This window comes from Sporolactobacillus sp. BBK16-2 (assembly GCF_059878335.1).
The window spans coordinates 3,388,817-3,415,804 of sequence record NZ_CM187611.1 but is presented as its reverse complement, the minus strand read 5'-3'; the positions used below and the strand labels follow the sequence as shown (position 1 = coordinate 3,415,804).

Below are 26,988 nucleotides of genomic sequence, written 5' to 3'. Positions count from 1 at the left end.
TCAGTATACAGAGTTTTATCTGTTTGTACAGTTTGAACTGTATAAACGATTATGCTAACATGATAGTACTGAAGGCATCACATGAAAAGGTGCGGGTTATCAAGGCTGTTCTGATTGCGGTGCACTGCCTGCCCTTGCGGCGTACCGAGTACAAATAGATGCATGGATCTTTGAGGAACTGAGGAAGCTCTGATTTTTTTTGCTTTTAAGAGCTTTTATAAAAAGAAACGAGCGAGGTGTTTCAATGAAAAAAATTGAAGTGAAACAAGCGACAAAAATATTTGGAAAAAACCCGAAACGCGGTTTGGAGCTTTTGAGAAAAGGGCTAAACAAAAAAGAGATTAAGAAAAAGACAGATTTGAATGTCGGTGTTTCTGAAGCAAGCTTTCACGTGGAATCTAATGAAATTTTTGTGATTATGGGTTTGTCAGGCAGTGGAAAATCGACATTGGTTCGACTCTTAAACCGTCTAATCAATCCGACATCCGGAACGATACTGATCGATGGAGAAGACATTACGCAAATGAATGTCGAGCACCTACGCGAGGTACGCCGTAAAAAAATTAGTATGGTCTTTCAGGGATTCGCATTATTTCCGCATCGAACCATTCTCGAGAACACGTTCTTTGGTCTTGAAATTCAAGGAGTTGGTAAAAAGGAGCAAATCGAACGTGCACGTTATTCACTTACACGTGTCGGGCTTAAAGGATACGAGGACAGCTATCCGAACCAGTTATCCGGGGGGATGCGGCAGCGTGTTGGTTTGGCACGTGCTCTAGCTAGTGATACAGACATCCTGCTCATGGACGAAGCTTTCAGTGCGCTTGATCCTTTGATCCGCAGAGAAATGCAAGATCAATTGCTGGATTTGCAGAGTGATATGAAAAAAACGATCGTGTTCATAACCCATGATTTAGATGAAGCGTTGCGCATTGGTGATCGTATTGCGTTGATGAAAGACGGACAAATTGTTCAAATCGGCACTCCTGAAGAAATACTAATGAATCCTGCCAATGACTATGTAGAGCACTTCGTTGAAGATGTCGATCTGAGCAAGGTTATTACTGCAGGTCATATTATGACACGTGCGGAGGCTGTCAGCAATAATCGCGGAGCACGTGTTGCATTGCAGCTGATGAATGATAATGACATCTCCAGTATTTTCGTGGTTGATCGTACTAAAAAGCTGCTTGGAGTGGTTGATGCAGATGATGCGGCAGCAGCAATTAAGGCGGAGACACCTTTGGGCGAAATTATTAAAAAAGTGCAATCGGTACAAGTGGATACACATCTGAGTGATTTGTTTGACGATATCTCAAAATCACCGCTTCCGCTGGCTGTTGTCGACGAACAAGGCAGATTGCTCGGACTGGTTCGTCGCGGGGCAATCATTAATGCGCTCGCAGGGAACACACCATTAACGAGAACAACGGAGGTGCAGAACCCATGAGTGAGACTTTTATGCCAAAGATACCGATCGGGCATTGGGCGGATTTGCTTGTTCAATTTATTACCAATCATTTTGAAGGCTTTTTTGGCTATATTGCGGCCGGAATACAAAGTTTTGTCGATAGTTTGGTTTGGCTGTTTGCTTTTATGACGCCGGTTGTCTTTATTCTTCTTTTAGCGGCGATCGCTTTTTGGCGCCGCGGTATCGGAGTCGCTTTATTCACATTGATCGGTTTGGTTTTAATTTATGATTTAGGTTATTGGGCACACGCCATGCAGACGTTCGCACTTGTCTTAACCTCAGTTGTGTTGTCGATCGTAATTGGATTTCCGCTTGGAATTCTAGCTGGAATCAATAAGACATTTCATCGCATTACAACGCCGATTCTTGATTTTATGCAGACCATGCCTTCATTTGTTTACTTGATTCCGGCCATTTTTCTGTTTGGTACCGGCATGCCTCCAGGTGTTGTGGCGACGATTGTCTTCGCCATGCCGCCAACAATTCGCATGACTGGACTAGGCATTCGTCAGGTTCCATCGGATCTAATCGAGGCTTCGGATGCATTTGGTTCGACAACTTGGCAAAAACTTTTTAAAGTGCAGATTCCAATAGCAGCGCCGACGGTCATGGCCGGTGTTAACCAAAGCATCATGCTTTCGCTGTCAATGGTTGTCGTTGCGTCACTGGTTGGTGCGCCGGGACTCGGTGCCGATGTTTATCTTGCGGTAACATCGTTGCGCACAGATATTGGTGTTGAAGCGGGTCTGGCGATCGTTATCATTGCGATCATGTTGGATCGTATTTCACAAAATACACGAAATAAAAAAACGGGGGGATCCTAACTTGAAGAAAATTAACCGTATTATTATGAGTATGTTTCTATTAGCTGCCTTGACGCTGGCGGGATGCCAAAGTCAGAGTTCAGGAAATGCCGATTCGTTCGGCAATCAAGTCGATCACAGGATTATTGGAATTGATCCGGGTGCAGGCCTAATGAAGCTGACCGATACAGCGATTAAGGATTATAAGCTGAACAATTGGACCGTACAGTCCGGTTCGGAATCGACGATGATTGCTGCACTTGATAAGGCGATAAAGAAAAAAGAACCCATCGTGGTCACAGGTTGGACACCGCATTGGATGTTCCAAAAGTATGATTTGAAGTATCTGAAGGATCCAAAGGGCTCTTATGGAGCGGCGGAGAACATTCATACAGTGGTTCATAAGGGATTTGAAAAGAAAGACCCGAATGCAACTAAGGTTCTGGATCAATTCTCTTGGACTGCCGATGATATGGGAAAAGTGATGCTGTCGATTCAAGGCGGTACCGACGCGAAAAAGGCGGCCGCGCAATGGGTGAAGGATAATAAGGACAAGGTCAGTGCATGGACAAAAGGTGCCGACAAAGTCAGCGGCAAAACAATTAAGCTCGGTTATGTCGCGTGGGCTTCTGAAATTGCCAGTACCAATGTTGTGGCAACGGTGCTTGAGGATCTTGGTTACAACGTAACGCTTGAGCAGCTCGGTGCCGGACAAATGTGGGCCGGACTGGCAAAGGGTAGCGATGATGCTATTGTTGCTGCATGGCTTCCTTCCACACACGCTGATTATATGAAACAATTTAAAAATAAAGTGACCGATCTTGGTCCTAATTTAAAAGGTACAAAGCTTGGACTTGTCGTTCCGTCCTATGTAAAGATCGATTCAATTGACGACTTAAAAGACTGATTCAAAAAACGCGCCTGCTCGTATTTGAGCAGGCGTCTTTTTTACAAGGAAAGAAAGTATATGATTTTCGCCAAAGCCAAAGGTTGTGAGCCAAATACGCAGGTGCGAGACTCCTGCGGAGCGGTTCTGTTGATCGCAGGTCAGGGGAGACCCCGCAGATTTCTGCTTGTCTGAGGAGGCTCGCGGTGCGCCCGCGGTCGTGCTCTGTTGATGCGAGCAACCGAAGCGATGATTCAACACTGTAAAGACACAAACCAATCACACATGACTGGAGATTAAAGACCGGGCGCTTTTTACTCGGTTTTTCTTATACGCGCATAGTTGTTTTGCCAGATGTGAACAAAATATTAATTCTACTGTGTCTAATATAAATATTCGCAACATTCTATTGACACTGATAAATTGATCGTGTAAACTGACATCACTCACTAAAAAAAAGTCTTCCAAGAAGGTAAATATAATGTTCCGTTCAAAAGCGTACGAAGTAGTCGTCATTTTGATTAGCTAGGACTCAGGTGCATCAATCGTTCAATCGATCGTATGTGCTTCGAGTCCTCTTCGTTCTGATCGGGACCGGAGCTGGCCCCATTCAGAATCATCTGGATGGGGCTTTTCGTTTAGGTGAGAAGCGAGCATGCTGCGTATCAGAAAAAAGGCATGGAAGACAAAGAATGAGACAGATGTACAGAAAAAGGAGACGAGAAGGATGAAGATTGTTGTTATCGGAGCAGGAGCTATGGGTCTGAGATATGGGGTGCTGCTGCAGGAAGCAGGGAATGACGTTCATTTTGTAGACACGTGGGAACCAAACGTTGAAGAGATCAAAAAAAACGGCGGTGTCCACGTATGGCGTGACGGTAAGGATGAACGGTTTGCTGAAGTCTCTTGCAGCTATCCTGAAGACTATCATGAAGAACCTGACCTTGCGATTGTGTTTGTTAAAGACATGCATACGGTTGAGACGATGGAAAGGTGTAAGCATTTCATCGGCAAGAACACCTATGTCATGACTAATCAAAACGGCTTCGGCGGCGCTGAATACATTGCTCAGTTTGTTCCTCGTGAGCGTATTATCGCAGGTACCGCAATGATTGCAACCGTCATGAAAGGGCCTGGAAAAGTCGACTTTATCGGTAAGCGTGGCGCAGGTCATGTGCATATCGTCCGCGTAGCGGGTGAACCTAATGACTTTATTTATAAAGTCGCTGATGAAATGGAAAAGGCACTGATGCACCCGACTGTTCAGAAGGATTATATGGGTACTGTTTGGACGAAGCTCGTGTTCAACTCTGTTGTCAACACGTTATGTACACTCATGAATATGAAGATGGGTCAATTTGCGGCTTATAAGAATGCAAAGGAAATGTCACGCAAGCTGATCTATGAAGCTTATGATGCAATTGACGCGGAAGGGTTTGAACTGGAAGTCTCTCGTGATGAACTTGTCGATCAAGTCATGTACGTTTCCGAAGTCAGCAATCCGCTGCACTATCCTTCAATGCATCAGGATATGAGTACGAACCGTCCTACAGAGGTTGATTACATCAACGGCGCCATTGTCCGTCTTGCTGAGAAGAACGGACTGGAGGCTCCGTACCACTCAATACTCGTTGACCTTGTGCATCTGAAAGAAGAATCGAGAAAATATAACGAAGAATAATTAAAAATCTGATCCATTTCTTGATTCTTTGCATCGATAAATTATAAATATAAGATAAAAACTCCGGGATATGATGCTATTTTGTGCATGCGCCGGAGTTTTTTGCGGCTTTTTATCAGTTGGGGTAAAATGGACTATAGATTTTGTGCGTATAAAAATGAGCGGAACAATCACTTGATTTCATAGGAGGATAAAATGACTGAAAAATTTAAGCGTGTTCATATAATTGTGCTCGATTCGGTGGGCATTGGCGAAGCAACCGATGCAGCAAAGTATAATGATGAGGGCTGCGATACAATCGGACATACGGCAGCGGCGATGAACGGTTTAGCTGTTCCGAATTTGGAAAAGTTAGGCTTAGCTAATATTCGGCCCGAACAACCCATTCAAGGTGTGCAGATTCAGGAAAAACCGCTGGCCTATTATACGAAGATGCACGAAATTTCAGCTGGGAAAGACAGTATGGACGGGCATTGGGAAATGATGGGTCTTCCCGTGCGTACACCGCTTCATACCTTTCCAAACGGATTTCCCGATGAACTGATTCATAAAATTGAAGCATTCAGCGGCCGAAAGGTGATCTGGAACAAACCGGCGAGCGGTACGGAGATTCTCAAAAAACTCGGTGAGCGCCAGATGAAGACGGGAGAACTGATCGTGTATACTTCCGGTGATTCCGTGCTGCAGATTGCCGCTCATGAAGGAATCATACCGCTTGATGAACTGTACAAAATTTGTGAATATGCACGTGAACTGACGATTCCTGAGCCATATCATCTCGGACGCGTGATCGCTCGCCCTTATGTTGGCGATAATGCCGATAATTTTGAGCGTACGGCTAATCGACGCGACCTCACACTCGTACCGCCGGAAAAAACTGTGCTTAATCTCTTGCAGGATGCAGGTATTGATACATTAGCAATTGGCAAAATCAATGATATTTTCAGTGGAAAAGGAATTAAGGATGGCTGGCATACGGTCAGCAACGAGGACGGCATGGAACGGTTCATTGCTCTTTTAGATCAAGATTTTCATGGCCTAAGCTTTACCAACCTTGTCGACTTTGACGCGAAATATGGTCATCGCCGCGAACCGGTGCTCTTTGGCAAAGCACTCGAAACCTTTGATCGGCAGCTTGGCCAGGCACTTGATAAATTGAAAGATGACGATCTGCTTATGATCACCGCAGATCATGGCAACGATCCCGGGTTCCGAGGAACAGACCATACACGCGAGTTCGTTCCGCTGTTGGTGTACTCACCTTCCTTCGCAGCAGGCAAGGCACTCCCGGTTCGCAAAACCTTTGCGGATCTTGGCGCAACAATCGCTGATAACTTTAATACGGAGAAACCAAAAGTAGGAGCAAGCTTTTTAAATGATCTAAAATGAATCCGGGGTGAGCGGAATGAGAATGGTCGACATCATTACGAAAAAGCGGGACGGATTTGCGCTGTCCCCGGAAGAAATCCGTTTTTTTATCGATGGTTATGTCAATGGCAGCATTCCTGATTATCAGGCGAGTGCGCTGGCTATGGCTATTTATTTCAAGGATATGACCGACCAGGAAATTGCTGAACTGACACGGGCAATGGTTGACTCGGGAGAAACTGTAGATCTGTCAGCGATTACCGGAATAAAAGTCGATAAACACTCGACCGGTGGTGTTGGCGACACAACCACGTTGGTTCTGGCGCCGCTTGTCGCCGCAGTCGGAGTTCCTGTGGCCAAGATGAGCGGACGCGGTTTGGGCTTTACCGGCGGAACTATTGATAAGCTGGAATCGATCTCCGGTTTTTCTGTTGAGATGAGCGGTGAGCAGTTTGTCATGCATGTGAACCGTGACCATATTGCGATTATTGGTCAAACCGGCGACCTCGTTCCGGCAGATAAAAAGCTTTATGCATTACGTGATGTCAGCGGGTCGGTTGAATCCATTCCTCTGATTGCGAGTTCAATCATGAGCAAAAAAATCGCGGCAGGTGCCGATGCGATCGTTCTAGAAGTGACGTGCGGTTCCGGAGCTTTTATGAAAAGCGAGGAGGATGCCGTCCGCCTTGCGGAAACGATGGTACAGATCGGCAAGCATGTTGGCAGAAGGACGGCGGCTGTGATTACGGATATGGATCAGCCGCTAGGCTTTGCAATTGGCAACGCGCTTGAAGTGAAAGAAGCCATCGATACGCTGCAAGGACATGGTCCCAGTGACTTGCGCGAGCTTGTGCTTGAGCTAGGCAGCCGAATGGTTCTGTTTGCCGGCAAGGCATCGCATCCGGATGAAGCAAAACAGCTGCTTGAACAAGCGCTGGAACAGGGCAAGGCATTTGATAAATTTAAACAATTTATTAAAAATCAAGGTGGGGATCCGAGCATCGCTGATTATCCGGAGCGATTGCCGAAGGCCGAATATCAGATCCGGCTTCCCGCCCAATCATCCGGGGTGGTCGCTGAAATGAAGGCGGACCAGATCGGTCTTGCGGCCATGCTGCTTGGTGCCGGAAGAGCGACGAAGGAAGATACCATCAACCATGCAACAGGCATTGTTCTGCACAAAAAGGTTGGCGACTCTGTGACCGAGGGAGAAACTCTGCTCACCATTCACTCGGATTCTAAGCATATCGACCAAGTTATAGAGAAACTGAACCAAAATATAACCATTGCCGGCCATGCAGACAAGCCGACGCTCATCCACAGAATCATTCACTAAAAGGAGAGACAGACATGAATCAGCTCGCAAAATATATTGATCATACAGCACTAAAAGCAGATGCAACGGAGAAGGATATCCTGAAGCTGACTGAGGAGGCAAAAAAATTCGATTTTGCCTCCGTATGCGTGAACCCATGCTGGGTTCCGCTCGCCGTAGAACAACTCAAAGACTCTGAAGTGAAGGTATGTACGGTTATCGGTTTCCCGCTCGGAGCGGCAACAAGCGAAGCAAAGGCATTTGAAACAAGGGATGCGATCGTCAAAGGCGCTGAGGAAGTAGACATGGTCATTAATATTGGCGCTTTGAAAAGCGGACAAGAAGAAAAAGTTCAGGCAGACATTCATGCCGTTGTGCAAGCGGCCGAAAAACAGGCGCTTGTTAAAGTAATCATCGAAGCCTGTTTGTTAACCGATGATGAGAAGGCGCGTGCTTGTCAGTTAGCTGTTCAGGCGGGAGCGGATTATGTGAAGACATCAACCGGATTTTCTACCGGAGGTGCAACCGTTGAAGATGTTGCGCTCATGCGTCAGACGGTGGGTGAAAATGTCGGCGTCAAAGCGGCAGGCGGCATTCATTCGAAAGCAGATGCCGAAGCAATGATCGCTGCTGGTGCTTCTCGGATTGGTGCAAGCTCAGGGGTTAAAATCATTGCTGAGGCAAACGGAAACGGGAATACGCTTTAATAAAGACTTGAATTAATTGTGTATAGTGTGGTATACTTTTTGTCGTGCCGAATGAGTGGGATTGTTCCCGTTCAACTGTTGCACGATGATTATAGGGCGTTGGGCAAGTGGTTAAGCCAATGGATTCTCATTCCATGATCGCGGGTTCAATTCCCGTACGCCCTCTATAAACGAAAAGCAGCCATCCGGTTAAGACGGATGGCATTTATTTTTACTTTCGTTATTGTAAGCGTTTACATATTGAGCTACAATAAAGAAGGAAAATGTGAACAGAATGTGACGATGCAATGAGTAATTTTTGAGCATATAAAAAAATAATGAAAGGACGTGATGATTTTGGCTAAAAAAAGAATTGTCATTCTTGGAGCAGGTTATGGAGGATTGCGCACATTAAAGAAATTGCAAAAAATGAAACCAAATGCAGACCTTATTCTTATTGATAAGAACAATTACCATTGTGAAACGACTTCACTTCATGAGGTTGCAGCCGGGACATCGAATTCAGATGAAATTTGCTATTCACTTAATCTTGTTATTGATCAAAAGCAGACAACATTTATTCAGGGTACTGTCCTGCATGTGGACAAGGAAGCAAGACAGGTCTTCCTGAAGGATCATGATCCTGTTTCCTATGACTATTTGCTGATTGGATTGGGTTTTGAACCGGAATATTTCGGTATCAAAGGCATGAATCGCTATGGTCTGTCCATCGCAGATATTCCTTCTGTAACGAAAATAAAAGATCATATTGAAAATCAGTTTGAAAAATGGAGTAATGATCATCGTCCGGAGCATTTGGTGATTGCAGTCGGCGGTGCAGGGTTTACAAGTTTTGAATTTTTGGGAGAACTGACTCATCGCATTCCGAAACTTATTGAACAGTTCCAAGTGGATCGGAGTTTAGTACGTATCCTGTGTATTGAACCAACGCCTCATGCGCTTCCGATGTTCAATCGAAAATTGGCGGAATACGGCGCACATAAGCTGAGCGAGAACGGTGTTGAATTTATAATCGGCAGGGTCAGCGGTATTGATGCTGAACGGATCTATTACAAATCAGGTGATCAAATCAAAACGCTTCAGGCCGGTACATTTGTTTGGACCGGGGGAGTCAGCGGAAGTTCTGTTGTCAGTGCATCGGGATTTGCGCAGCGCCGCGGTCGCGTGATTGTTAACGATGACTTATCTGTTCCTGATCATCCGGAAATTCTGATTATAGGCGATTGTTCAGCTGTCATTAATCCGGAAGATGGTCGTCCCTATCCGACCACCGCGCAAATTGCGATGCAGCAAGCGGATTGTGCGGCATATAACTTGAATGCAAGGATTGAGGAAGCGTCGACAAAGCCGTTTGTCTTTAAATTTATGGGCACCGTGTGTTCGCTTGGCCGCAATGATGCGGTCGGAGAAATTATGGGCAGAAATCTCAAAGGCCGACCGGCATCCATTATGAAAAAAGTGATTGAAAACCGATCGCTGGCAAAAATCGGCGGTGTTGAAACCATGATAAAAAAAGGGAGATTCAGCCTGAACAAATAAAAAATAATAAGGAGCCTGCAAACTAAATCATTTGCAGGCTCCTTCTAGTTAATAACCCCCGATAGCTTTACTCTTTGTCTATTCTATTATTTAGCTGCGACCGCGTCCGGAACTTTTGCCAATGCCTGTTCCAGATCATAGATGATGTCGTCAACGCTTTCGATACCAATGGATACACGAATCAGTTCGGGTGTTACACCGGTAAAGGCCTGTTCTTCCGCAGTCAATTCAGCATGTGTCGTGCTTGCCGGATGAATGATCAGCGATTTTGCATCGGCCACATTGGCGAGCAATGAGAACAGCTTTACATTGTTGATTAATGTCTTACCCGCTTGTAGTCCGCCTTTCACGCCAAATGTGAAAATGGATCCGGGACCTTTTGGAAAGTATTTTTTTGACAGTTCTTTGTATGGGTTGCCATCAAGTTCAGGATAGTTTACCCATGTGATTTTCGGATGATTGTTTAAAAACTCAGCAACTTTGCGTGCATTTTGAACATGGCGTTCCACACGCAGGGAAAGAGATTCCAAGCCTTGCAGGAACAGGAATGCATTCTGCGGGCTGACTGTTGCGCCTGTGTTGCGCAGCAGCTGAATACGTGCTTTTGCAGCGAATGAAGCAGGTGCGAGATCAGCATAGACCAAGCCGCCGTAGCTTTTGTCCGGTGTCGTGAAATCAGGGAATTTGCCACTTGCCCGCCAGTCAAATTTTCCTCCGTCAACGAGAATGCCTCCGATAGCAGTTCCGTGGCCACCAATAAATTTCGTAGCAGAATGGACAACGACATCTGCGCCGAATTCGATTGGACGAACGAGGTAAGGTGTTCCGAAGGTGTTGTCAACAATGAGAGGAATTTTATTTTCGTGTGCGATATTGGCAACGGCTTCGATATCGAGAATATTGATTTTCGGGTTACCAATCGTTTCACCGTAGAGTGCTTTTGTATTATCACGGATTGCTGCGCGGAAATTTTCCGGATCATCCGGATCAACGAATGTGACATCAATACCGAGTTTTTTCAAAGTGACATTGAACAATTCATACGTACCACCGTACAAGGTAGAGGCAGCAACAATATGATCACCGGCATTTGCAACATTCAAAATGGCGTACGTAATCGCCGCAAGTCCTGAAGAGGTGGCAAGAGCTGCGGATCCGCCTTCAAGCTGAGCAACGCGCTGTTCAAAGACATCTTCAGTTGGGTTCATAATGCGTGCATACACATTGCCCGGCCTTTTCAATTGAAAGAAGTCTGCTGCTTCGTCTGCATCCTTGAATACAAATGAAGTAGTCTGATAGATTGGTACGGCACGTGCACCTGTTGCAGGATCAGGCACTTGACCTGCGTGTACCTGCAAAGTCTCAAAACCATATTTTCTTTCCTCTGCCATGTTCATCTCTCCCTATGTTCTTTAAGTTTTACATTAAATAAAATCTTAGAAAAAAGGGTGCGCAGATTAAAAGACCGCTTCCCGCAGAGTAGATAGGGAAGCGGCCTTATTCGCCGGTTCTTTTCTTATCTGCCAGAATTTAATCTGCTGGAATTAACACCATACACATCAAACGTGCTGGTTGTCGGGCTTCGTCGGGCCAGTCCCTCCGCCACTCTTGATAAGATTTATTTAATTGTGTACAGTTTATCGTGCTGTGTTTTATTTGTCAAGCAATAAATACAAGTAATTTGATATGTTTAATCAAAAATAAAGAAAAAGGCGAATGCGTGAAGCATTCGTCTCTTTCTGATAGAATGACAGACCTGATTAATAGAGACCGTCAACTGTTTCTTTTGTGCTGATGTAGATATTCTTCGTTTGCGTATAAGCATCAAGAATACTCTTATACGTTTCACGGCCGATACCGGATTTCTTGTAGCCGCCGAATGGAGCACCTGCAGGAAGCTGGTTGTAGGTGTTGACCCACATACGACCGGTACGTACGCTGCGAGCGACACGGAGTGCCTTGTTGATATCTTGTGTCCATACCGCACCGCCAAGACCGTAATCCGATTGGTTTGCGAGTTTAATTGCTTCATCTGCATCTTTAAATTTGATAACCGTTGCAACCGGTCCGAAGATTTCTTCCTGAGCGATTCGCATGTCGTTATTTGCGTCTGCAAGAAGCGTTGGGGCCATGAAGACACCTTTATCGAGGTTGTTGTCCGTCAGCTGGCATCCGCCGGTCACAAGCTTTGCGCCTTCATCCTGGCCGATCTTAACATATTCCAAGATCTTTTCCAGTTGCCGTTTGTTGACTTGAGCACCCATTTGAACGCCGTCTTCCCAAGGCAAACCGACATTAACTTTCTCGAATGCATCTTTTAGTGCGCTAACGAATTTATCATAGATGCCTTCTTGAACGAAGATTCGTGAACCTGCACAGCATACTTGGCCTTGATTGAATAGAATGCCGAGCTGTGCGCCTTCAATGGCACGTTCCCATGGAGCGTCATCAAAGAAAATGTTGGCCGATTTGCCGCCGAGTTCAAGGGTTGCCGGAATCAAGCGCTTTGCAGCTGCCGCGGCAACTTCATAACCGATTTGGGTTGAGCCGGTGAACGCAAGCTTTGCAAAGCCGGGATGATGCAGCATATAATCGCCGGAATCAGAGCCGCGTCCGGTAATAACATTCACGACTCCTGCTGGGAGTGCCTGATCGAAAATTTTAGCCAATTCGAGCAGACTCAGTGATGTTGAAGAAGATGGGTGAATGACAACCGTGTTTCCTGCTGCAATTGCAGGAGCAATCTTCCAAGCGGCCATCAGCAATGGGAAGTTCCAAGGAACAATTTGCCCAACGACACCAATAGGTTCCTTTAGATTGATGGTCAATGTATTTTCGTCAAGTGCGTTAGCCGTGCCTTCTTCGGAACGGATAACACCGGCAAAATAGCGGAAGTGATCTGAACTTGCCGGAACGTCAATTCCCTTTGTTTCACGAAGCGGTTTGCCGTTATCTAATGTTTCAACAAGTGCCAGGTGATCAGCGTTTTCATCAATTAAATCAGCGATCTTAAGCAACAGAGTACTTTTCTCTTGAACGCTGACATCCTTCCATGTGTCAAATGCTTTTGTAGCTGCTTCCACAGCTGCGTCTACATCGGCATGACTCGCGTCAGTGAATTCAGTCAGCTTTTCACCGGTGCTAGGATTGTAGCTTGCTATTTTTTTACCTTCAGAGCCTTCAACCCATTTACCGCCGATATATAGTTTGTATTCAGTATCTACTGCGTGTTCCAGGACTGTGTCTTTAATACTCATTGCACATCTTCCCTTCAAAATTTAGTGTAATTAATATCACATGTCTATTGTAATGCAGAGTTTCAAAAAATAAAAAGAAAACGCTCTCTATTTTTAAAACAAATGCAAAATGCTAATTGTAACGGATGCGACTGTTACTCAAATGGATAGCGGATGCCCCATTGATCACGCACGTTGGTCATAATTTTCATCACACTGTCGGTCAGCGGAAGTGTTTGTTCATCAATTTCTCGGTTTACTGCAGCATTCATGTAATCGTATTCATAAACCATTGCCTGATCAGTGCTTCCGGCTTTAAGTGTTTCCGTGCGACCATCCGGATAGGTAATGGTCGCTTGATCAGCTCGCGGAAAATTGTCCACAGTTATATAAGCTTTATCTCCGGTGACAATTCCCCGTTTCGGCAATTTCGCTCTCATCGTGAGTGTAACAACAGCCATTTGGTCATCCGGATTTTTTAAAATAATGCCGGATTGTTCATCGGCACCGGTCTCGAATTGTTTGACTGTGGTCAAGATTTCATTAGGCTGGCTGCTGAGAAAGAAACGCGCAAAGGACAGGGCGTATGCACCAATATCAAGAAGTGCGCCTCCTGCGAGATTCATATTGAAGAAACGATTGTTTACGTCATATGGTTTTAGGCTGCCGAAGGTAACGTTCACCATTTTGACTTCGCCAATGGCTCCGCTCTCGACGACTTCCTTCAGCTTTTGATAAAGTGGCATGTGATAAATCGTCATTGCCTCGGCAACAATCAAATTCTTTTGCTTTGCGTAACGAATGACAGGATCCAGTTGCCTGCTGCTGACTGTAATTGCCTTTTCGCATAGGACGTGTTTGCCTGATTCCAAACACTTAAGCAGGTAGCTGTAATGATTGGAATGAGGTGTTGAAAGGTAAACGATGTCAATGGCAGGGTCACTTAAAAGTTCATCGTAACTTCCGTAAGCTTTCTCAATATGATTCTTGTCGGCAAAGGCTTGGGCACGTTCCAAGCTTCGCGAACCGACCCCATATATTTTGCGGCCGCTCGCATGCAGCGTCTGCGCAAATTCAGCAGCAATGGCTCCGGGACCGATGATCGCCCATTTTCGATCACTCATTGATGGTTCACCTCACGAGATGTCTTGCTTAGCCAGCGCATGCCGTTTTCGCCGGCGATCAATGCCTTTGTTGCAACATCGACGAAAAGAGATGTATCAATGACGCCGCGGATAGCTTGTAAATCGTCGTCCAGTTTTCGAATATCACTAACCTGATCAAAATAGACATCCATTAAAAGATGGCCGTTATCGGAGATCGTGAATCCATCCTTTGCCGCACTGCGGCGCATCTCCGGTCTTCCACCTAATTGTTCAACCTTGCTGCGTACGTAGGCCATCGCCTCGGTCAGAAGTTCTAGGACAACTGGCTTTTCGAAGGTTAATGTCTGTGCGTATTTGGATTCATCAACGAGAAGGATGTACTCATCAGCCATTGAACCGATGAGTTTCTCTAATGCATGAATCCCTCCACCGCTTTTTAGGGCAAAAAGCTGCTGGTCAACTTGGTCGCATCCGTCAAAGGCTAAATCAATATGATCGACGCACTCTGTATGGAGTACCTGCAGACCATTCTCTAAGCAGAGTAGCTTTGTTTGCATTGAGGGCGTGACAACTTGCACCTCAAAATTATCTTTTTCTTTAATAAAATGAATCAGATGACTGATCGTACTGCCTCCGCCTAAGCCAATGATCGAATGATTGGGAATGATCGCCAAAGCTTCTTTGGCACATTCTTTCTTAATATCAAAAGCGCTCGTTTTCATCACCACCGATCGCACATATGTGCGAATATAAAGAATATGTGCTATTTAATGGCTTAAGTATACCATGCTTAAATGTACTGTTCAAACAATAGTCCTCGGCAGAAGCAGAATAGTGAAAAAATTATTGTGCTGATTTGATCTGACAACCAGAAGTGAATAAAAGACCTTTAATGAAGCATATTTTAATTGTGTTGTTTGTTTTTCGGAAAAATGTTAGAATGAAATTCCGTTAAAACATATTCAATTACTCGGATATAAAAATAGGCAACGGGAGACAAACAAATCCGGCTTGATGAAACGAGCAAGGATATACGTAGCAGGAGGAAAAACAATGAAGAAATTATTGATGGGTTTTTTAATGGCGGTACTTGCATTTTCATTAATTGGATGCAGCGCGGCAGGTCATTCATCCAAAAACAAAAGCGCAGTTGATCAGATTAAGGAAAAAGGTGTGCTGAAGGTTGGAACTGAAGGTACCTATGCACCTTATACCTATCATGACAGCAAAACAAATAAATTGGTCGGTTTCGATGTTGATGTGATTCGCGAAGTGGGCAAACGAATGGGTGTAAAAGTACAATTTAAGGAATCAAATTGGGATTCACTGTTTGCGGGCCTGAATGCGAAACGATTTGACACGATTTCTAATGATGTCGGTGTGACACCCGAGCGCGTGAAGAAATATGATTTTTCACGTGTCTACTCAACATCCCAGTCCGTCATTGTCACACGTAAGAATAATAATAAGATTAAAGCACTGAGCGATTTGAAGGGAGTTAAGGTTGCCCAAGGTCTCTCCAGTAACTATGGGGAAATGACGAAAAAGGCAGGGGCGGTCATTGTGGGTCAGGACGAATTGTCCAAAGCCTTGAAGCTTGTGAGCCAGGGACGTGTCGATGCAACCGTTAATGACCAAGGAGCGGTGCTGCAATATTTCAAAGAAACGAACGACAGCAATCTCAAAATTGCGGCACTCGTTAAGTCCAATGCGGCAGACATCGCTTTTCCTGTGCTTAAGGGAAGCGATTTGGACAAAGAATTTACGAAGCAGCTCAAGGCAATGAAGAAAGACGGTACACTAAAGAAAATATCTGAGAAATACTTTGGAAAGGACATCAGTAAATAAATGGCACCCTTTGTATTAGGAGAAATCACGATTGACTGGCCGCTTGCATTTCATTCGTTTTGGCCGATTCTCCAAGGCGGTCTGATTTACACGATTCCGCTTGCCATCATTTCATTTATTTTTGGCCTTGCACTTGCCATGCTGATGGCACTCTTGCGTTTGTCGAGAGTGCAGGTGGCACAAGGAATCGCTCGCGTCTATATCTCGATTATTCGCGGTACGCCGCTGCTTGTTCAATTGGCGATTATTTTTTATGGCCTGCCGGATCTCGGTATTGAAGTCAGTCCGTTTGCCGGAGCCGTTGTCGCGCTGTCGATGAATGTCGGCGGTTATGCGGCGGAAACGATTCGCGCATCAATCCTCTCTGTTCCTAAGGGACAGTGGGAAGCGGGCTATACAATTGGCATGAACTATGCACAGGTCATGCGGCGGATCATTCTTCCGCAAGCCGCACGTGTTTCGGTACCGCCGCTGTCCAACACATTTATCAGCTTGGTCAAGGACACGTCATTGGCATCAACCATTACGGTGACGGAGCTTTTCCGGCGCGCACAGGAAATTACCGCCACAAGTTATGATTTTCTGCTGCTCTACTCAGAAGCCGCATTCATTTATTGGGTCTTCTGTTTCATCCTTTCAATTATTCAGGGACGCATTGAAAGCAGACTTGATCGTTATGTGGCAACTCATTAATGAAGGGAGGCAGGTAGATGCTGCTTCAAGCTATGGATATTCACAAATCATTTGGCGAAAGCCGAATTTTAAAGGGCGTTGATTTAACTCTGGATGAAGGGAAGGTCCTCGTCATTATCGGACCTTCGGGCTCCGGTAAAACGACCCTGCTGCGCAGCTTGAATCTGCTTGAACTTCCGGAACAAGGAACGCTTGAAATCAATGGAAAACACGTGGATTTTAGCAAAAGGCTATCAAAAAAAGAAACACGCGATATTCGAAATCAGTCAGCGATGGTGTTTCAGAGCCATAATTTGTTTCCTCACAAAACCGTGCTCGAAAATGTGATTGAAGGCCCGGTCATTGTACAAAAGATTCCCAAAGACCGAGCGATTGATGAGGCACGAGAAATCTTGGATCAGGTCGGGCTCATCGATTATCAAAATCAATACCCTTTCCAACTTTCCGGCGGACAGCAGCAGCGCGTGGGCATTGCCCGTGCCGTTGCACTGAAACCGAAGCTGCTGTTGTTCGATGAGCCAACCTCTGCACTGGATCCTGAGCTTGTTTCTGATGTGCTGAAGGTTATGAAAGATTTGGCGACAAAAGGGTGGACGATGGTTATCGTTACTCATGAGCTGAAGTTTGCTCAGGAAGTTGCCGATAAAGTGATTTTTGTTGATCAAGGAGTCATTTCGGAAGAAGGGACTCCTGATCAACTGTTTCAGCATCCGCAACATGAACGAACACGCCGGTTTCTGAGCCGAATTTTGCAGCGCACATAATTAAAAATTAATAGGACTTATATTAAAGCAAATCTGGGAGGATAAATCTGGATTTGCTTTTTTAGTTAGAAGAGTTATGGTTTGGTTGTTTCTTGCCTGAATTCATTTGTTAGATTATTCTAAAATATAGGAACGCAATTGCATTGTTGACGTTCACATCATGACCTTGGAAAAGGGTTGATCGTTCGATGAATCAAATTGACTTAAACTGTGATTTAGGAGAAAGTTTCGGGCATTATGTGATTGGAAATGATGAAAAAATTTTGCCGCTCATCTCATCGGCTAATGTAGCCTGCGGTTTTCATGCGGGGGATTTTTCTGAAATGCACCGAACAGTCGCTCGTGCAAAAAAGAATGCTGTGGCCATCGGCGCACATCCCGGTCTTCCAGACTTAAAAGGATTTGGAAGGAAAGAGATGCACGTTTCACCTACTGAAGTCTATGACATGGTTGTGTATCAAATTGGCGCGCTCCAAGCGGTAGCTAAAGCACAAAATATTCGAGTGAATCATGTGAAGCCGCATGGCGCGCTGTATCATATGGCATCAGATCAGGAAAAATATGCGAAAGCAGTTGTTCAGGCAGTATCTGATGTAGATCCGAATCTGCTTTTATTTGCTATGGACGGAACTTTTTTGGCATCTGCAGGTGAGGAGGTGGGGCTGCATGTCATTTATGAAGCCTATGCGGATCGTACCTACCAGCCCAATGGATCGCTGACGCCAAGATCGGAACCAAAGGCACTCATTACTGAAACGGATCAGGCGCTGAGACAAGTGATGCAAATGCTTCAAGACAGAACAGTGACAGCGGTGAATGGCGGCAAGGTAAGTGTGCGTGCTGAAACCCTTTGCGTTCATGGAGACGGAACTTCAGCGCTTGCTTTTGCTGCGACCATACGGAAAGAGTTGCAGAATTGTGGAGTTAAGATTAAATCCTGGACCTGAATCGCTTCACAGGACAAAAGAAATTACGGTCGGAGGTGCCCTATGCTTAGAATCGAGCCATTTGGCGATCAAGCGGTTCGTGTCATTTTAGGCGATCAAATAGCACCTGAAATCCAAATGAAAATTAAACGGTTTACGGAACAATTTGACCTGGCGCCTTTTGCTGGATTTATTGAATATGTACCTTCGTACACGAATATCGTGTTTTTCTATAATCCAATAGAGGTGCTGCGTGGCGGTAGAAAAGAGATCACGGCGCAGCAGCAAGTCATCAATTATTTAGCGAACATGGCGAAACGTGTGAGCGGCAGCGTCAATCATAAAATGGAAAGACGTACTGTGCATATACCGGTATGTTATGGGGGAGACTTTGGGCCGGATTTGGACGAAGTGGCTGAACTTCGCGGCTTGAGTGTCCGTGAAGTTATTGACATGCATTCTGCTCCGGACTATTTGGTTTACATGCTTGGTTTCGCTCCGGGCTTTCCATTCTTGGGTGGGCTTTCGGAACAATTAGCCACACCAAGGAGGGCGACTCCGCGATTGAAAATCGCTGCCGGATCGGTCGGTATTGCCGGAAAACAGACAGGAGCTTACCCGCTTGATTCTCCTGGAGGATGGCAAATTATTGGGCGCACACCACTGCCTCTTTTTATGCCGGAGTCAGATCCGCCGACTTTGCTTGCTGCCGGAGATCTCGTGAAATTCGATCCGATATCGAGACAAGAGTACATGGGTATTAAGGAGGGGCAGTCATGGGTTTGATCTTAATTCGAAAAGGATTTGCCTCTGCTGTGCAGGACCTGGGGAGATTGGGATATCAGAAATTCGGCATGATTGTCGGTGGAGTGATGGATCCGCCATCGGCAAAACTGGCAAACTGGCTGGTTGGTAATGATGAATCAGATGCGGTCATTGAGTATTCTTTTCTCGGACCAAGTATTCTTTTTCCCGAAGATGCCTTGTTTGCTATAACAGGGGCTGTCTGCCATCCAAGCCTCGACGGACAGAAAATCGGCACCGGAAAGCCATACCTCGCACGTGAAGGGCAAATCCTAACGATCGGCGGTTTGGTCTCCGGAAGCAGGGGCTATTTGGCTGTGGCCGGCGGAGTGAATACACCTTTGTGGTTTGGCAGTCGGTCCACCTTTGAAAAGGCAGGACAAGGAGGATTCATGGGGCGATTTCTGAAAGAGCAAGACCGAATCCCGGTCGGTGAACCTTCTAAAAGAGCAAAACATGTTATGGCGTCATTGGCTGAAAAGAAATCTGTGATCAGATGGTTCGCTGCAATACAAAGAACTTATCGAGATGTCCAGCCCATTCGCGTCATCCCGGATACATTATGGCCGCGTTTTTCTGAAACGAGCAGGCAGGTGTTCCTGAACACCGACTATCAGATTACTGCATCTTCAGATCGAATGGGCTACCGTCTGGAAGGTGCGGGATTAGATCTTGACAGACCTATTGAGCTTTTTTCGGAAGCAGTAACAAACGGTTCTATTCAAGTGCCAAGAGACGGACAGCCGATTATCTTGATGACCGATCACCAATCGACCGGCGGCTATCCAAGAATTGCTCAGGTAGCATCGGTGGATGTGCCGCTGCTTTCACAACTGCCGCCGAACAGCAAGTTGAGGTTTCAGCTGATTTCGAACAAGGAAGCGGAGAAACAATTCGTGCGGCAAGTGAAAAATCTTGAATTACTTCATAACATAATTACTATGCAATTAGACAGGATTGCGCGATGAATGTTCAAAAATCATGTTAAAAAAAATAACATTACCATGCGTAGACCTTTGCGGACCGTCATTTAAGACCTATAATGGTTTTGTTACGGTTTTACTTATAGGTGATGTTAAACAATGTTGTTGTTTAGTGGCTCCTCTACCGCCGGTTTATTGAACGTCGGGAGGGTGAAAGCAAGCGTTCACACATCATTTCATCAAATCGATGGATCTTTCAGTAAGCTGGAAGGCGTGAAATGCAGGGCTTTTCACGAATGAGCCAATAAACAGTGACAGACAACATAATTTTTTAACAAAGCCTACTTTTTATAAGGGGGACATTGAAGTGGCAAAGGAAATTTCGACATCAATGATTGACGCATTTTCAGACAAAATCCACAGTGTTGCTGAAAATAAGGTTGTTCAAGACGCGGTAATGAAAAGCGGAATTAAAGCGGCGACTTTAAACAGCAATGCAATTGTATCAATGAATCCAGTATTTTCAGAAGAAATTGAGACGGGCAAAGTTGCTGACCAGAAGCAAAGCGGAAGATGCTGGATGTTCGCTGCTTTGAATACATTCCGTCATAAATTCAGCGATGCTTTTAATCTTAAAGACTTCGAACTCTCACAAAATTATACGCTTTTCTGGGATAAGTTTGAGAAATCCAATTATTTTCTCGAAAGTATTTTGGATACGGCTGCTGAACCACTAGATGGCCGGCTCGTTTCGTGGCTAATGGATACGCCGCAGCAGGATGGCGGACAATGGGATATGCTCGTAGCCATTATTGAGAAATATGGTGTGGTTCCGAAGCAAGCGATGCCGGAAACGTTCCAAAGCAGCCGGACACTTGAACTGAACGGCATATTGAATACAAAGCTGCGCGAGGATGCCGGTGTCTTGCGCACGATGAGTGCGGACGGAAAGTCAAGGGATGCTCTTGAAGAAGCGAAAACAGCAATGCTGGGCGATATCTATCGTATTCTTGCATTCTCACTAGGTGAACCGCCGAAAGCCTTTGATTTTGAATATAGGGATGAAGATAAGAAGTTTCACAGAGATCTTGGCATGACACCACAAGACTTTTTCAAAAAATATGTCGGCCTTGATCTGAATGATTATGTTGCAATTATCAACGCACCGACACAAGATAAACCCTACAAGAAAACATATACAGTACAATATCTCGGTACCGTTGTCGGCGGTCACAAGATTAAATATTTGAATGTTGATATGGAGACGCTGAAGTCACTCGCCGTCAGCCAGATCAAGGATAATGAATCCGTATGGTTCGGCTGCGATGTAGGCAAATATTCGGACAATACACATGGCATTATGGATACAGCTTTGTATGACTTTGATACGGCATTCGGTACAGAGTTCAAGATGACGAAAGCGGAACGGCTCGATTACAAGCACAGCTGTCTAACCCATGCGATGGTACTGACTGGCGTGAATCTTGTTGATGGTAAACCAAACCGCTGGAAAGTGGAGAACAGCTGGGGCGAGAAATGGGGCACAAAAGGCTATTTTGTCATGAGTGATCCGTGGATGGATGAATATACTTATCAAGTCGTGATCAATAAGAAGTATCTTTCCGATGAGTTAAAGTCCGCTTTTGAACAAGAGCCAATTGAACTGAAACCTTGGGATCCGATGGGTGCTCTTGCAATCATGCAATAAGGACTATGCAATATGAACTTTAAAAAAACCGTTCTGATCGTTCAGAACGGTTTTTGTTTTTTTAGCAAATCGGAGGTCTTTTGGATGGCAAAAGGCAGAAAAAAAACAGGCGGTTTGTTGCGAATCTATTGTTCGTAATCTAAGAATAGCGTTATACTTAGACATAAGCTTAAAATAAATTTTGATTTACATAGATGAGATACAAATTTAATGTTCTTCCTCAATTATTTGCCTCATAGGTCATGGAGCAGTTACCTCGAAAGGAGTTTTTCACAGTGAACGGTCAATCTCGTATTAAGTACACGCAATTTTCAATCATACTTGTTGCTGTTTTGTTTTTAAGTCTATTATCCTACTATCCTGCGCAAGCGAAGAAATCTTATACATACTATGTTCATAAGACTTCCAAACTGTACACAAGCTCGAATAGTGCCAAACAATTCATACGTTATGTTCCAATTAACGCCAAGCTGAAGACCACAAGTAAGAAGACAAGTAAAATGGTTAAGGTGACCTATGGCGGAAGGAGCGGCTATGTTTTTCGGTCGAATTTATGGACAAAGCGAACCACGAAAACCCGATATATTCATAAAACATCTTATCTTTACTCAAGCCGAGATGCATCGAAACAACGCACCTGGAAAATAGCAATCAATAAGAAACTGACCACGGACAGCAATTTAAACTATAAAATGTATCATGTAAACTACAAAGGCAAACGCGGCTATGTATACAAGTCGAATTTGTCTCCGTATAAGACGACCATTGTTAAATACGTCAAAAAGAAGTCTAAGCAATACAAAAATTACAGCCGGACGAAACGTTATTCAGGAACGATTCCGCTCGGAACCCGTTTGGAAACGCAAAGCCCACAGTCAAATAAACTGTTTTGGGTTTCTTATAAAGGACGGAAGAGTTATGTTTACGCGGTCAATTTGACTAATGCCGAATTAAGCTACACGTATAACAATCCTGTTGCAGCTAACACCTATGGCGTGGTCTCGACAGGCGGAAATCATGGAATTTGGGATCAACCCTACGGAATCAAGGATGCAAAATCAGTCGGCAACATAGCTGATTATGAGCGTGTGCCGCTGAATGTACTGCGCGAGTCGGAAGTCGGCGGTGTGGTTTGGTATCAGGTCAGCGTTGACGGACGGACGCTTGGCTGGATCCATAAGAGTATTGTTCAATTGACATCAAATACGGCCAGTGACGGGAGCATTCCACATTTGGCTGTAGCAAGTGTGGCGAAGCCTAATTCATTCCTGTATCAATCGCCGGGCAATGGGGTTATTACCAGTCTTAACATCTATGCTAACCTGAGACTCAAAATTGATATGATCGCGAACAATGGCGAGTGGGTTCATATTAAGAAGTATACGGCAGGAACATCGCTCGGCTGGGCCCGAGCAAGTGATTTGTCCATTCAGTCGACAAGTGCCGGTAAAGCCTTGAACGTCAACTACGGAGCGACCATAGCCAGCAGCAAAGCGCCGATTTTTGATGATCAAGATCATTTTGTCGGATACAGCGGACAGTTTAATGCAGACGGCAGACATGTTCAAATTAATCAGGAAAAACAAGTAGAGAACGAAGAAAGATATCGTATTTCTTACAATAACCATGTGATCGGTTGGGTCGTCAGCACGGCGTTGAATCTGAATAACTCGACCATGAGTTATCAAATCGTGAAGAACACAGGCGCAATATACAACGGACAATCAAATGGGGATGCTCCTGATACAGGATTGGCACTCGGCTCCTTGTCTGCATACACGAATCGCATGCTTGAAGTCATTAAAACATCTGGTGATTGGTCGTTTATTAAGTACAACGATTGGTATGGAAAGATGGGCAAGGATATTGACCTTGGCTGGGTACGCAGCAGCGATTTGTCTGGTCTTAGATCGGGTACCGCCGATTTTCGCCATTTATTTACAGCTGGCGGAGGCAATCAGCAAGGACTGGCGTACAATCCTGATTTGGGACTGTACTATGTTGGTTATGATACCGGAGACGGGACCGGAAAAATTGTTGCTTATGATCAAAACGGCAACTACAAAGGTTCATCAGCAGTGACAACATTTGGTCATGCTTGTGCACTCAGTTATATAGACGGTAAACTCTATGAAGTCAGCAGTGCCGGACAAAAGCCGATTCTTCATGAAATTAACCCTGATCCAAATAATCTAAGCATTACAAAGACGACGACCCTTACCAGTTTTCCATACTATGTGGCGATGATGACGGCGAAGGACAGCAACACGTTAATTCTACTGACTGAATCGGTCGGCGGGAAAGATACGTTCTATGAATACACCATTTCCACAGGAAAACTGACTCAGACGGCGCAAATGAATAAAATGGGTATTGTTCAGGGCATGCATTATGAGAATGGAAAACTCTATTTCTTAGCAAATAACTATTTAACTGTTTTAAACGGAAATTATGCCATTGAAGATCGTTTCCAATTCTCCATTCCGAATGGCGGAACGCCTCAAGAGAGTGAAGGGTTGACGATGGTTAACGGTAAGTTAGCGATCGGATTCGCAGATCATACTATCTACATTCAAAATTAAACACAATCACTGGTGCCCGTGGCTCATACGGCCATTTGGGCATCTTTTTTTGAAATGACGAATCAACTATTGTTTTGCCGCGTGAAGTGAGGCTATACTCAAACTATGATTTTTAGCGAATGCAGAGAATAGAGAATTTTTATATTTAGATAAAGGGCGGGAAGGGAGCACAATTTACAGTGAAAAATCGAGTAAGGTCGACCACCTTATTAATTGTATGTGTATTCATATTTAGTTTATTGACTTATTATCCGACAAGTGCAAAAGCCTCTCGTACTTATTATGTACATAAGACCTCCAAGCTGTATTCTACTTCAGGTTCATCGAAGCAGGTGATGGGGTTCATTCCAATTAATGCACAGCTGAAAACGGCCAGTAAAACGAAGAGTAAAATGTATAAGGTAGTCTATGCAGGCCAAACGGGTTATGTATATAAGTCGAATTTGTGGACTAGGCGAACAACGGTAACGCGATATATTAAAAAGACCTCGTACTTGTATACAAGCTCAAATGCGGCAAAACAACGTGTGCAGAAAATTGCGATTAACAAAAGCCTTACAACGGATAGCAGTCTCGGCAATAAGATGTATCATGTGAATTATAAAGGAAAACGCGGCTATGTTTATGCCGTTAATCTGTCTACTAAAAAAACTCCGATCACAAAATATGTTATAAAGGCGTCGAAACGTTATAAAAATTATGCGCATACCAAAAATTATAAGGGTAACATACCTGTAAATACTGTGCTCACGACAACGAGCCCTCAGTCGAATAAACTCTACTGGGTGAACTATAATGGCGTCAATTGTTACGTATATGCTTCTAATTTAGCAAGTCAACCATTGAATTATTCCTATGACAATTCTATTCCGTCAAATACTTATGGAGTGGTTTCAGTCGGCGGAAATCATGGAATCTGGGATCAGCCGTATGGAATTGCCGGAGCCAAATCTGTTGGAAGAATTGCGGACTATGAACGTCTGCCGCTTAATATTCTTCGAGAATCAAAGGTAGGCAGTACAGTATGGTTCCAAATAGGTGTCGATGGACAGACATTGGGATGGATTCATAAGGATACGGTTCAAGTGACTTCTGAAGCAGCCGAGGACGGCAGCATCCCGCATGTGGCAGTGGCCAATGTACACAATACAAACGGACAACTCTATGCGAAGGTGAATGATTCTCCGCTCCCGGTATTTCTGAACATCTATGCAAACCTTAAGCTGAAAATCGATCAAATCGCGGACAATGGCCGATGGGTTCATATTAAGAAATATACGGCAGGTACGAGTCTCGGTTGGGTAAAGAGTGATGACTTGACGATTCAGGAAGCCAATGCGTCCGGATTAATCAATGTGAATTACAACGCAACCATCTCCAGCAGTACCGCACCGATTTTTGATGATCAATCAAGCTTTGTCGGGTATAGCGGCCAGTACAACGCGGACAATCGTGTCGTTCAAATTAACGAAGAGAAGCAGGTAGAGAATGAGGAAATGTACCGCATTTCGTACAATCATCATGTCATTGGCTGGGTGCGCAGCAATGCGATGAATCTTGTGAACCCAACAAAAGCGTATATGCAGGCGCGTGACCTAAATACGACATTCGGCATATACAATGGTCAAAGTAATGGAGATGCTCCTGACAGTAATGCGCGCATCGGCAATTTATCCAATTACAGCAGGCGCATGTTGGAAGTCACGAAGACATGGAATGATTGGTCGTTTATTAAATATAACGATTGGTTCGGACAGGCGGATAAGGATATTGACATCGGCTGGGTTAACAATGCAAGTCTTGGTGAACTCCAGACACGAACAGACGACTTTCAGTATCATATGCAAACAGGCAATGCCTCTGACGGCAAACAGCAAGGGCTTGCCTATGACTCCAAGAGAGATTATTACTATGTCGGATACGACCTTGGAAACGGATTGGGTAAGATCGCAGCCTATGATCGCGGCGGGAAAAAAGTGAACGAATCAGGGTCAATGACTTTAGGTCATGCCTGTGCACTCAGCTATAATCCTTATAATGATCAGTTATATGAAGTAAGTAGTGCGGGAGATGCACCAACAATTTACACGATTGATCCGGATTCTCTTGAAATGACAGGACCGAAAAAGGGATCGGAAACTGGTATATCTCTTGATACAAATCGTATTCCATATGTTGCCATGATGGCAGTGAGGGATCAGGATACGCTGATTTTACTGACCGAATCGTTTGGTGATGATTCTTTCTTCACTTATAACCTGAAAACAGGGAAACTTTCTGAACGACACAGCATGCAGAAAATGGGTATTGTTCAAGGTATGCAGTATGAGGATGGAAAACTATACTTCCTGGCAAACAATTATTTGACTGTGCTTAATGACAATTGGACTATTGCGGATCGTTTCCATTTCTCCATTCCGAATGGCGGAACTCCTCAGGAGAGTGAAGGATTGACCATGATGGACGGTAAGTTAGTGATCGGATTTGCAGATCATCATTTGTATATTGAAAAATAAATAAAAGGATGAGACAGGTGCCCACGGCTTTTTCAGCTGTTTGGACACCTTTTTTATTGAAACTTTTTTTCTTGCCGGATGTAAATATATGGTTGAAACAGATTATCCTTTG

General features: G+C 44.6%; 21 protein-coding genes, 1 tRNA gene and 1 riboswitch. Of the genes, 18 read left to right on the top strand and 4 right to left on the bottom strand.

Annotated features, from left to right (window positions below; translation table 11 throughout):
* The first annotated feature begins 244 nt into the window (after nucleotides 1-244).
* The 9 genes from AC6F33_RS16830 to AC6F33_RS16790 all read left to right on the top strand — a co-directional run bounded on the left by AC6F33_RS16830 (nucleotide 245) and on the right by AC6F33_RS16790 (nucleotide 9,770).
* Nucleotides 245-1,450 carry a quaternary amine ABC transporter ATP-binding protein gene (locus tag AC6F33_RS16830; protein WP_255747867.1) on the top strand — a complete coding sequence of 402 codons (1,206 nt, stop codon included), beginning with the start codon at nucleotides 245-247 and terminating at the stop codon, nucleotides 1,448-1,450.
* Entirely contained in the window at nucleotides 1,447-2,295 is an 849-nt protein-coding gene (locus AC6F33_RS16825) for an ABC transporter permease (protein WP_255747865.1), read from the top strand. Before AC6F33_RS16830 ends, AC6F33_RS16825 begins: the two co-directional genes overlap by 4 nt.
* A gap of 1 nt (nucleotide 2,296) precedes the next feature.
* Nucleotides 2,297-3,181, top strand: a complete 885-nt coding sequence (locus AC6F33_RS16820) for a glycine betaine ABC transporter substrate-binding protein (protein WP_304654813.1) — start codon at nucleotides 2,297-2,299, stop codon at nucleotides 3,179-3,181.
* Between the two features lie 634 nt (nucleotides 3,182-3,815).
* Nucleotides 3,816-4,841: a ketopantoate reductase family protein gene (locus AC6F33_RS16815; RefSeq protein ID WP_255747863.1), complete on the top strand. Its 1,026-nt coding sequence runs from the start codon at nucleotides 3,816-3,818 to the stop codon at nucleotides 4,839-4,841.
* Nucleotides 4,842-5,036: 195 nt separating this feature from the next.
* Nucleotides 5,037-6,230: a phosphopentomutase gene (locus tag AC6F33_RS16810; protein ID WP_500777481.1), complete on the top strand. Its 1,194-nt coding sequence runs from the start codon at nucleotides 5,037-5,039 to the stop codon at nucleotides 6,228-6,230.
* A gap of 16 nt (nucleotides 6,231-6,246) precedes the next feature.
* Complete coding sequence (locus AC6F33_RS16805) at nucleotides 6,247-7,545, top strand: pyrimidine-nucleoside phosphorylase (protein WP_500777480.1); 1,299 nt, start codon at nucleotides 6,247-6,249, stop codon at nucleotides 7,543-7,545.
* Between the two features lie 14 nt (nucleotides 7,546-7,559).
* The gene (gene deoC / locus AC6F33_RS16800; RefSeq protein WP_500777479.1) at nucleotides 7,560-8,231 is read left to right on the top strand and encodes a deoxyribose-phosphate aldolase; all 672 of its coding nucleotides are present in this window, start codon (nucleotides 7,560-7,562) and stop codon (nucleotides 8,229-8,231) included.
* Nucleotides 8,232-8,324: 93 nt separating this feature from the next.
* Nucleotides 8,325-8,396, top strand: a tRNA-Glu gene (locus AC6F33_RS16795).
* A gap of 171 nt (nucleotides 8,397-8,567) precedes the next feature.
* A complete protein-coding gene (locus tag AC6F33_RS16790) occupies nucleotides 8,568-9,770 on the top strand; it encodes an NAD(P)/FAD-dependent oxidoreductase (RefSeq protein WP_255747856.1) in 1,203 nt (400 codons plus the stop codon).
* An 86-nt stretch (nucleotides 9,771-9,856) separates the two neighbouring features.
* On the opposite strand, the gene AC6F33_RS16785 is transcribed toward AC6F33_RS16790, so the two are convergent.
* From AC6F33_RS16785 to rpiA, 4 genes are all read right to left on the bottom strand, one after another.
* Nucleotides 9,857-11,161 carry an O-acetylhomoserine aminocarboxypropyltransferase/cysteine synthase family protein gene (locus AC6F33_RS16785; RefSeq protein WP_500777478.1) on the bottom strand — a complete coding sequence of 435 codons (1,305 nt, stop codon included), beginning with the start codon at nucleotides 11,159-11,161 and terminating at the stop codon, nucleotides 9,857-9,859.
* Between the two features lie 122 nt (nucleotides 11,162-11,283).
* Nucleotides 11,284-11,388: riboswitch (SAM riboswitch) on the bottom strand.
* Nucleotides 11,389-11,530: 142 nt separating this feature from the next.
* The gene (locus AC6F33_RS16780; RefSeq protein ID WP_255747854.1) at nucleotides 11,531-13,027 is read right to left on the bottom strand and encodes an aldehyde dehydrogenase family protein; all 1,497 of its coding nucleotides are present in this window, start codon (nucleotides 13,025-13,027) and stop codon (nucleotides 11,531-11,533) included.
* Between the two features lie 134 nt (nucleotides 13,028-13,161).
* Nucleotides 13,162-14,130 carry a Gfo/Idh/MocA family protein gene (locus tag AC6F33_RS16775; RefSeq protein ID WP_480948180.1) on the bottom strand — a complete coding sequence of 323 codons (969 nt, stop codon included), beginning with the start codon at nucleotides 14,128-14,130 and terminating at the stop codon, nucleotides 13,162-13,164.
* Nucleotides 14,127-14,834 (bottom strand): ribose 5-phosphate isomerase A, encoded by a 708-nt coding sequence (gene rpiA / locus AC6F33_RS16770; protein WP_500778177.1) that lies wholly within the window; start codon nucleotides 14,832-14,834, stop codon nucleotides 14,127-14,129. The genes AC6F33_RS16775 and rpiA overlap by 4 nt, the downstream gene beginning before the upstream one ends.
* 331 nt (nucleotides 14,835-15,165) lie before the next feature.
* On the opposite strand from rpiA, the gene AC6F33_RS16765 reads away from it, so the two are divergent.
* From AC6F33_RS16765 to AC6F33_RS16725, 9 genes are all read left to right on the top strand, one after another.
* A complete protein-coding gene (locus AC6F33_RS16765) occupies nucleotides 15,166-15,960 on the top strand; it encodes a transporter substrate-binding domain-containing protein (protein WP_255747850.1) in 795 nt (264 codons plus the stop codon).
* On the top strand, nucleotides 15,961-16,653 hold the full coding sequence (locus tag AC6F33_RS16760; protein WP_255747849.1) for an amino acid ABC transporter permease: 693 nt from the start codon (nucleotides 15,961-15,963) through the stop codon (nucleotides 16,651-16,653).
* Nucleotides 16,654-16,673: 20 nt separating this feature from the next.
* Entirely contained in the window at nucleotides 16,674-17,417 is a 744-nt protein-coding gene (locus tag AC6F33_RS16755; protein WP_370646001.1) for an amino acid ABC transporter ATP-binding protein, read from the top strand.
* 188 nt (nucleotides 17,418-17,605) lie between these two features.
* A complete protein-coding gene (locus AC6F33_RS16750; protein ID WP_480948181.1) occupies nucleotides 17,606-18,364 on the top strand; it encodes a LamB/YcsF family protein in 759 nt (252 codons plus the stop codon).
* Between the two features lie 42 nt (nucleotides 18,365-18,406).
* Nucleotides 18,407-19,129: a 5-oxoprolinase subunit PxpB gene (gene pxpB, locus AC6F33_RS16745; protein ID WP_500777477.1), complete on the top strand. Its 723-nt coding sequence runs from the start codon at nucleotides 18,407-18,409 to the stop codon at nucleotides 19,127-19,129.
* Nucleotides 19,120-20,115, top strand: coding sequence for a 5-oxoprolinase subunit C family protein (locus tag AC6F33_RS16740; RefSeq protein WP_480948183.1), 996 nt, complete (start codon nucleotides 19,120-19,122; stop codon nucleotides 20,113-20,115). Before pxpB ends, AC6F33_RS16740 begins: the two co-directional genes overlap by 10 nt.
* Before the next feature lie 322 nt (nucleotides 20,116-20,437).
* The gene (locus AC6F33_RS16735; RefSeq protein WP_480948184.1) at nucleotides 20,438-21,778 is read left to right on the top strand and encodes a C1 family peptidase; all 1,341 of its coding nucleotides are present in this window, start codon (nucleotides 20,438-20,440) and stop codon (nucleotides 21,776-21,778) included.
* Nucleotides 21,779-22,053: 275 nt separating this feature from the next.
* A complete protein-coding gene (locus tag AC6F33_RS16730) occupies nucleotides 22,054-24,360 on the top strand; it encodes a GW domain-containing glycosaminoglycan-binding protein (RefSeq protein ID WP_255747841.1) in 2,307 nt (768 codons plus the stop codon).
* A gap of 179 nt (nucleotides 24,361-24,539) precedes the next feature.
* Complete coding sequence (locus tag AC6F33_RS16725; RefSeq protein WP_480948185.1) at nucleotides 24,540-26,876, top strand: GW domain-containing glycosaminoglycan-binding protein; 2,337 nt, start codon at nucleotides 24,540-24,542, stop codon at nucleotides 26,874-26,876.
* Nucleotides 26,877-26,988 lie beyond the last annotated feature (112 nt).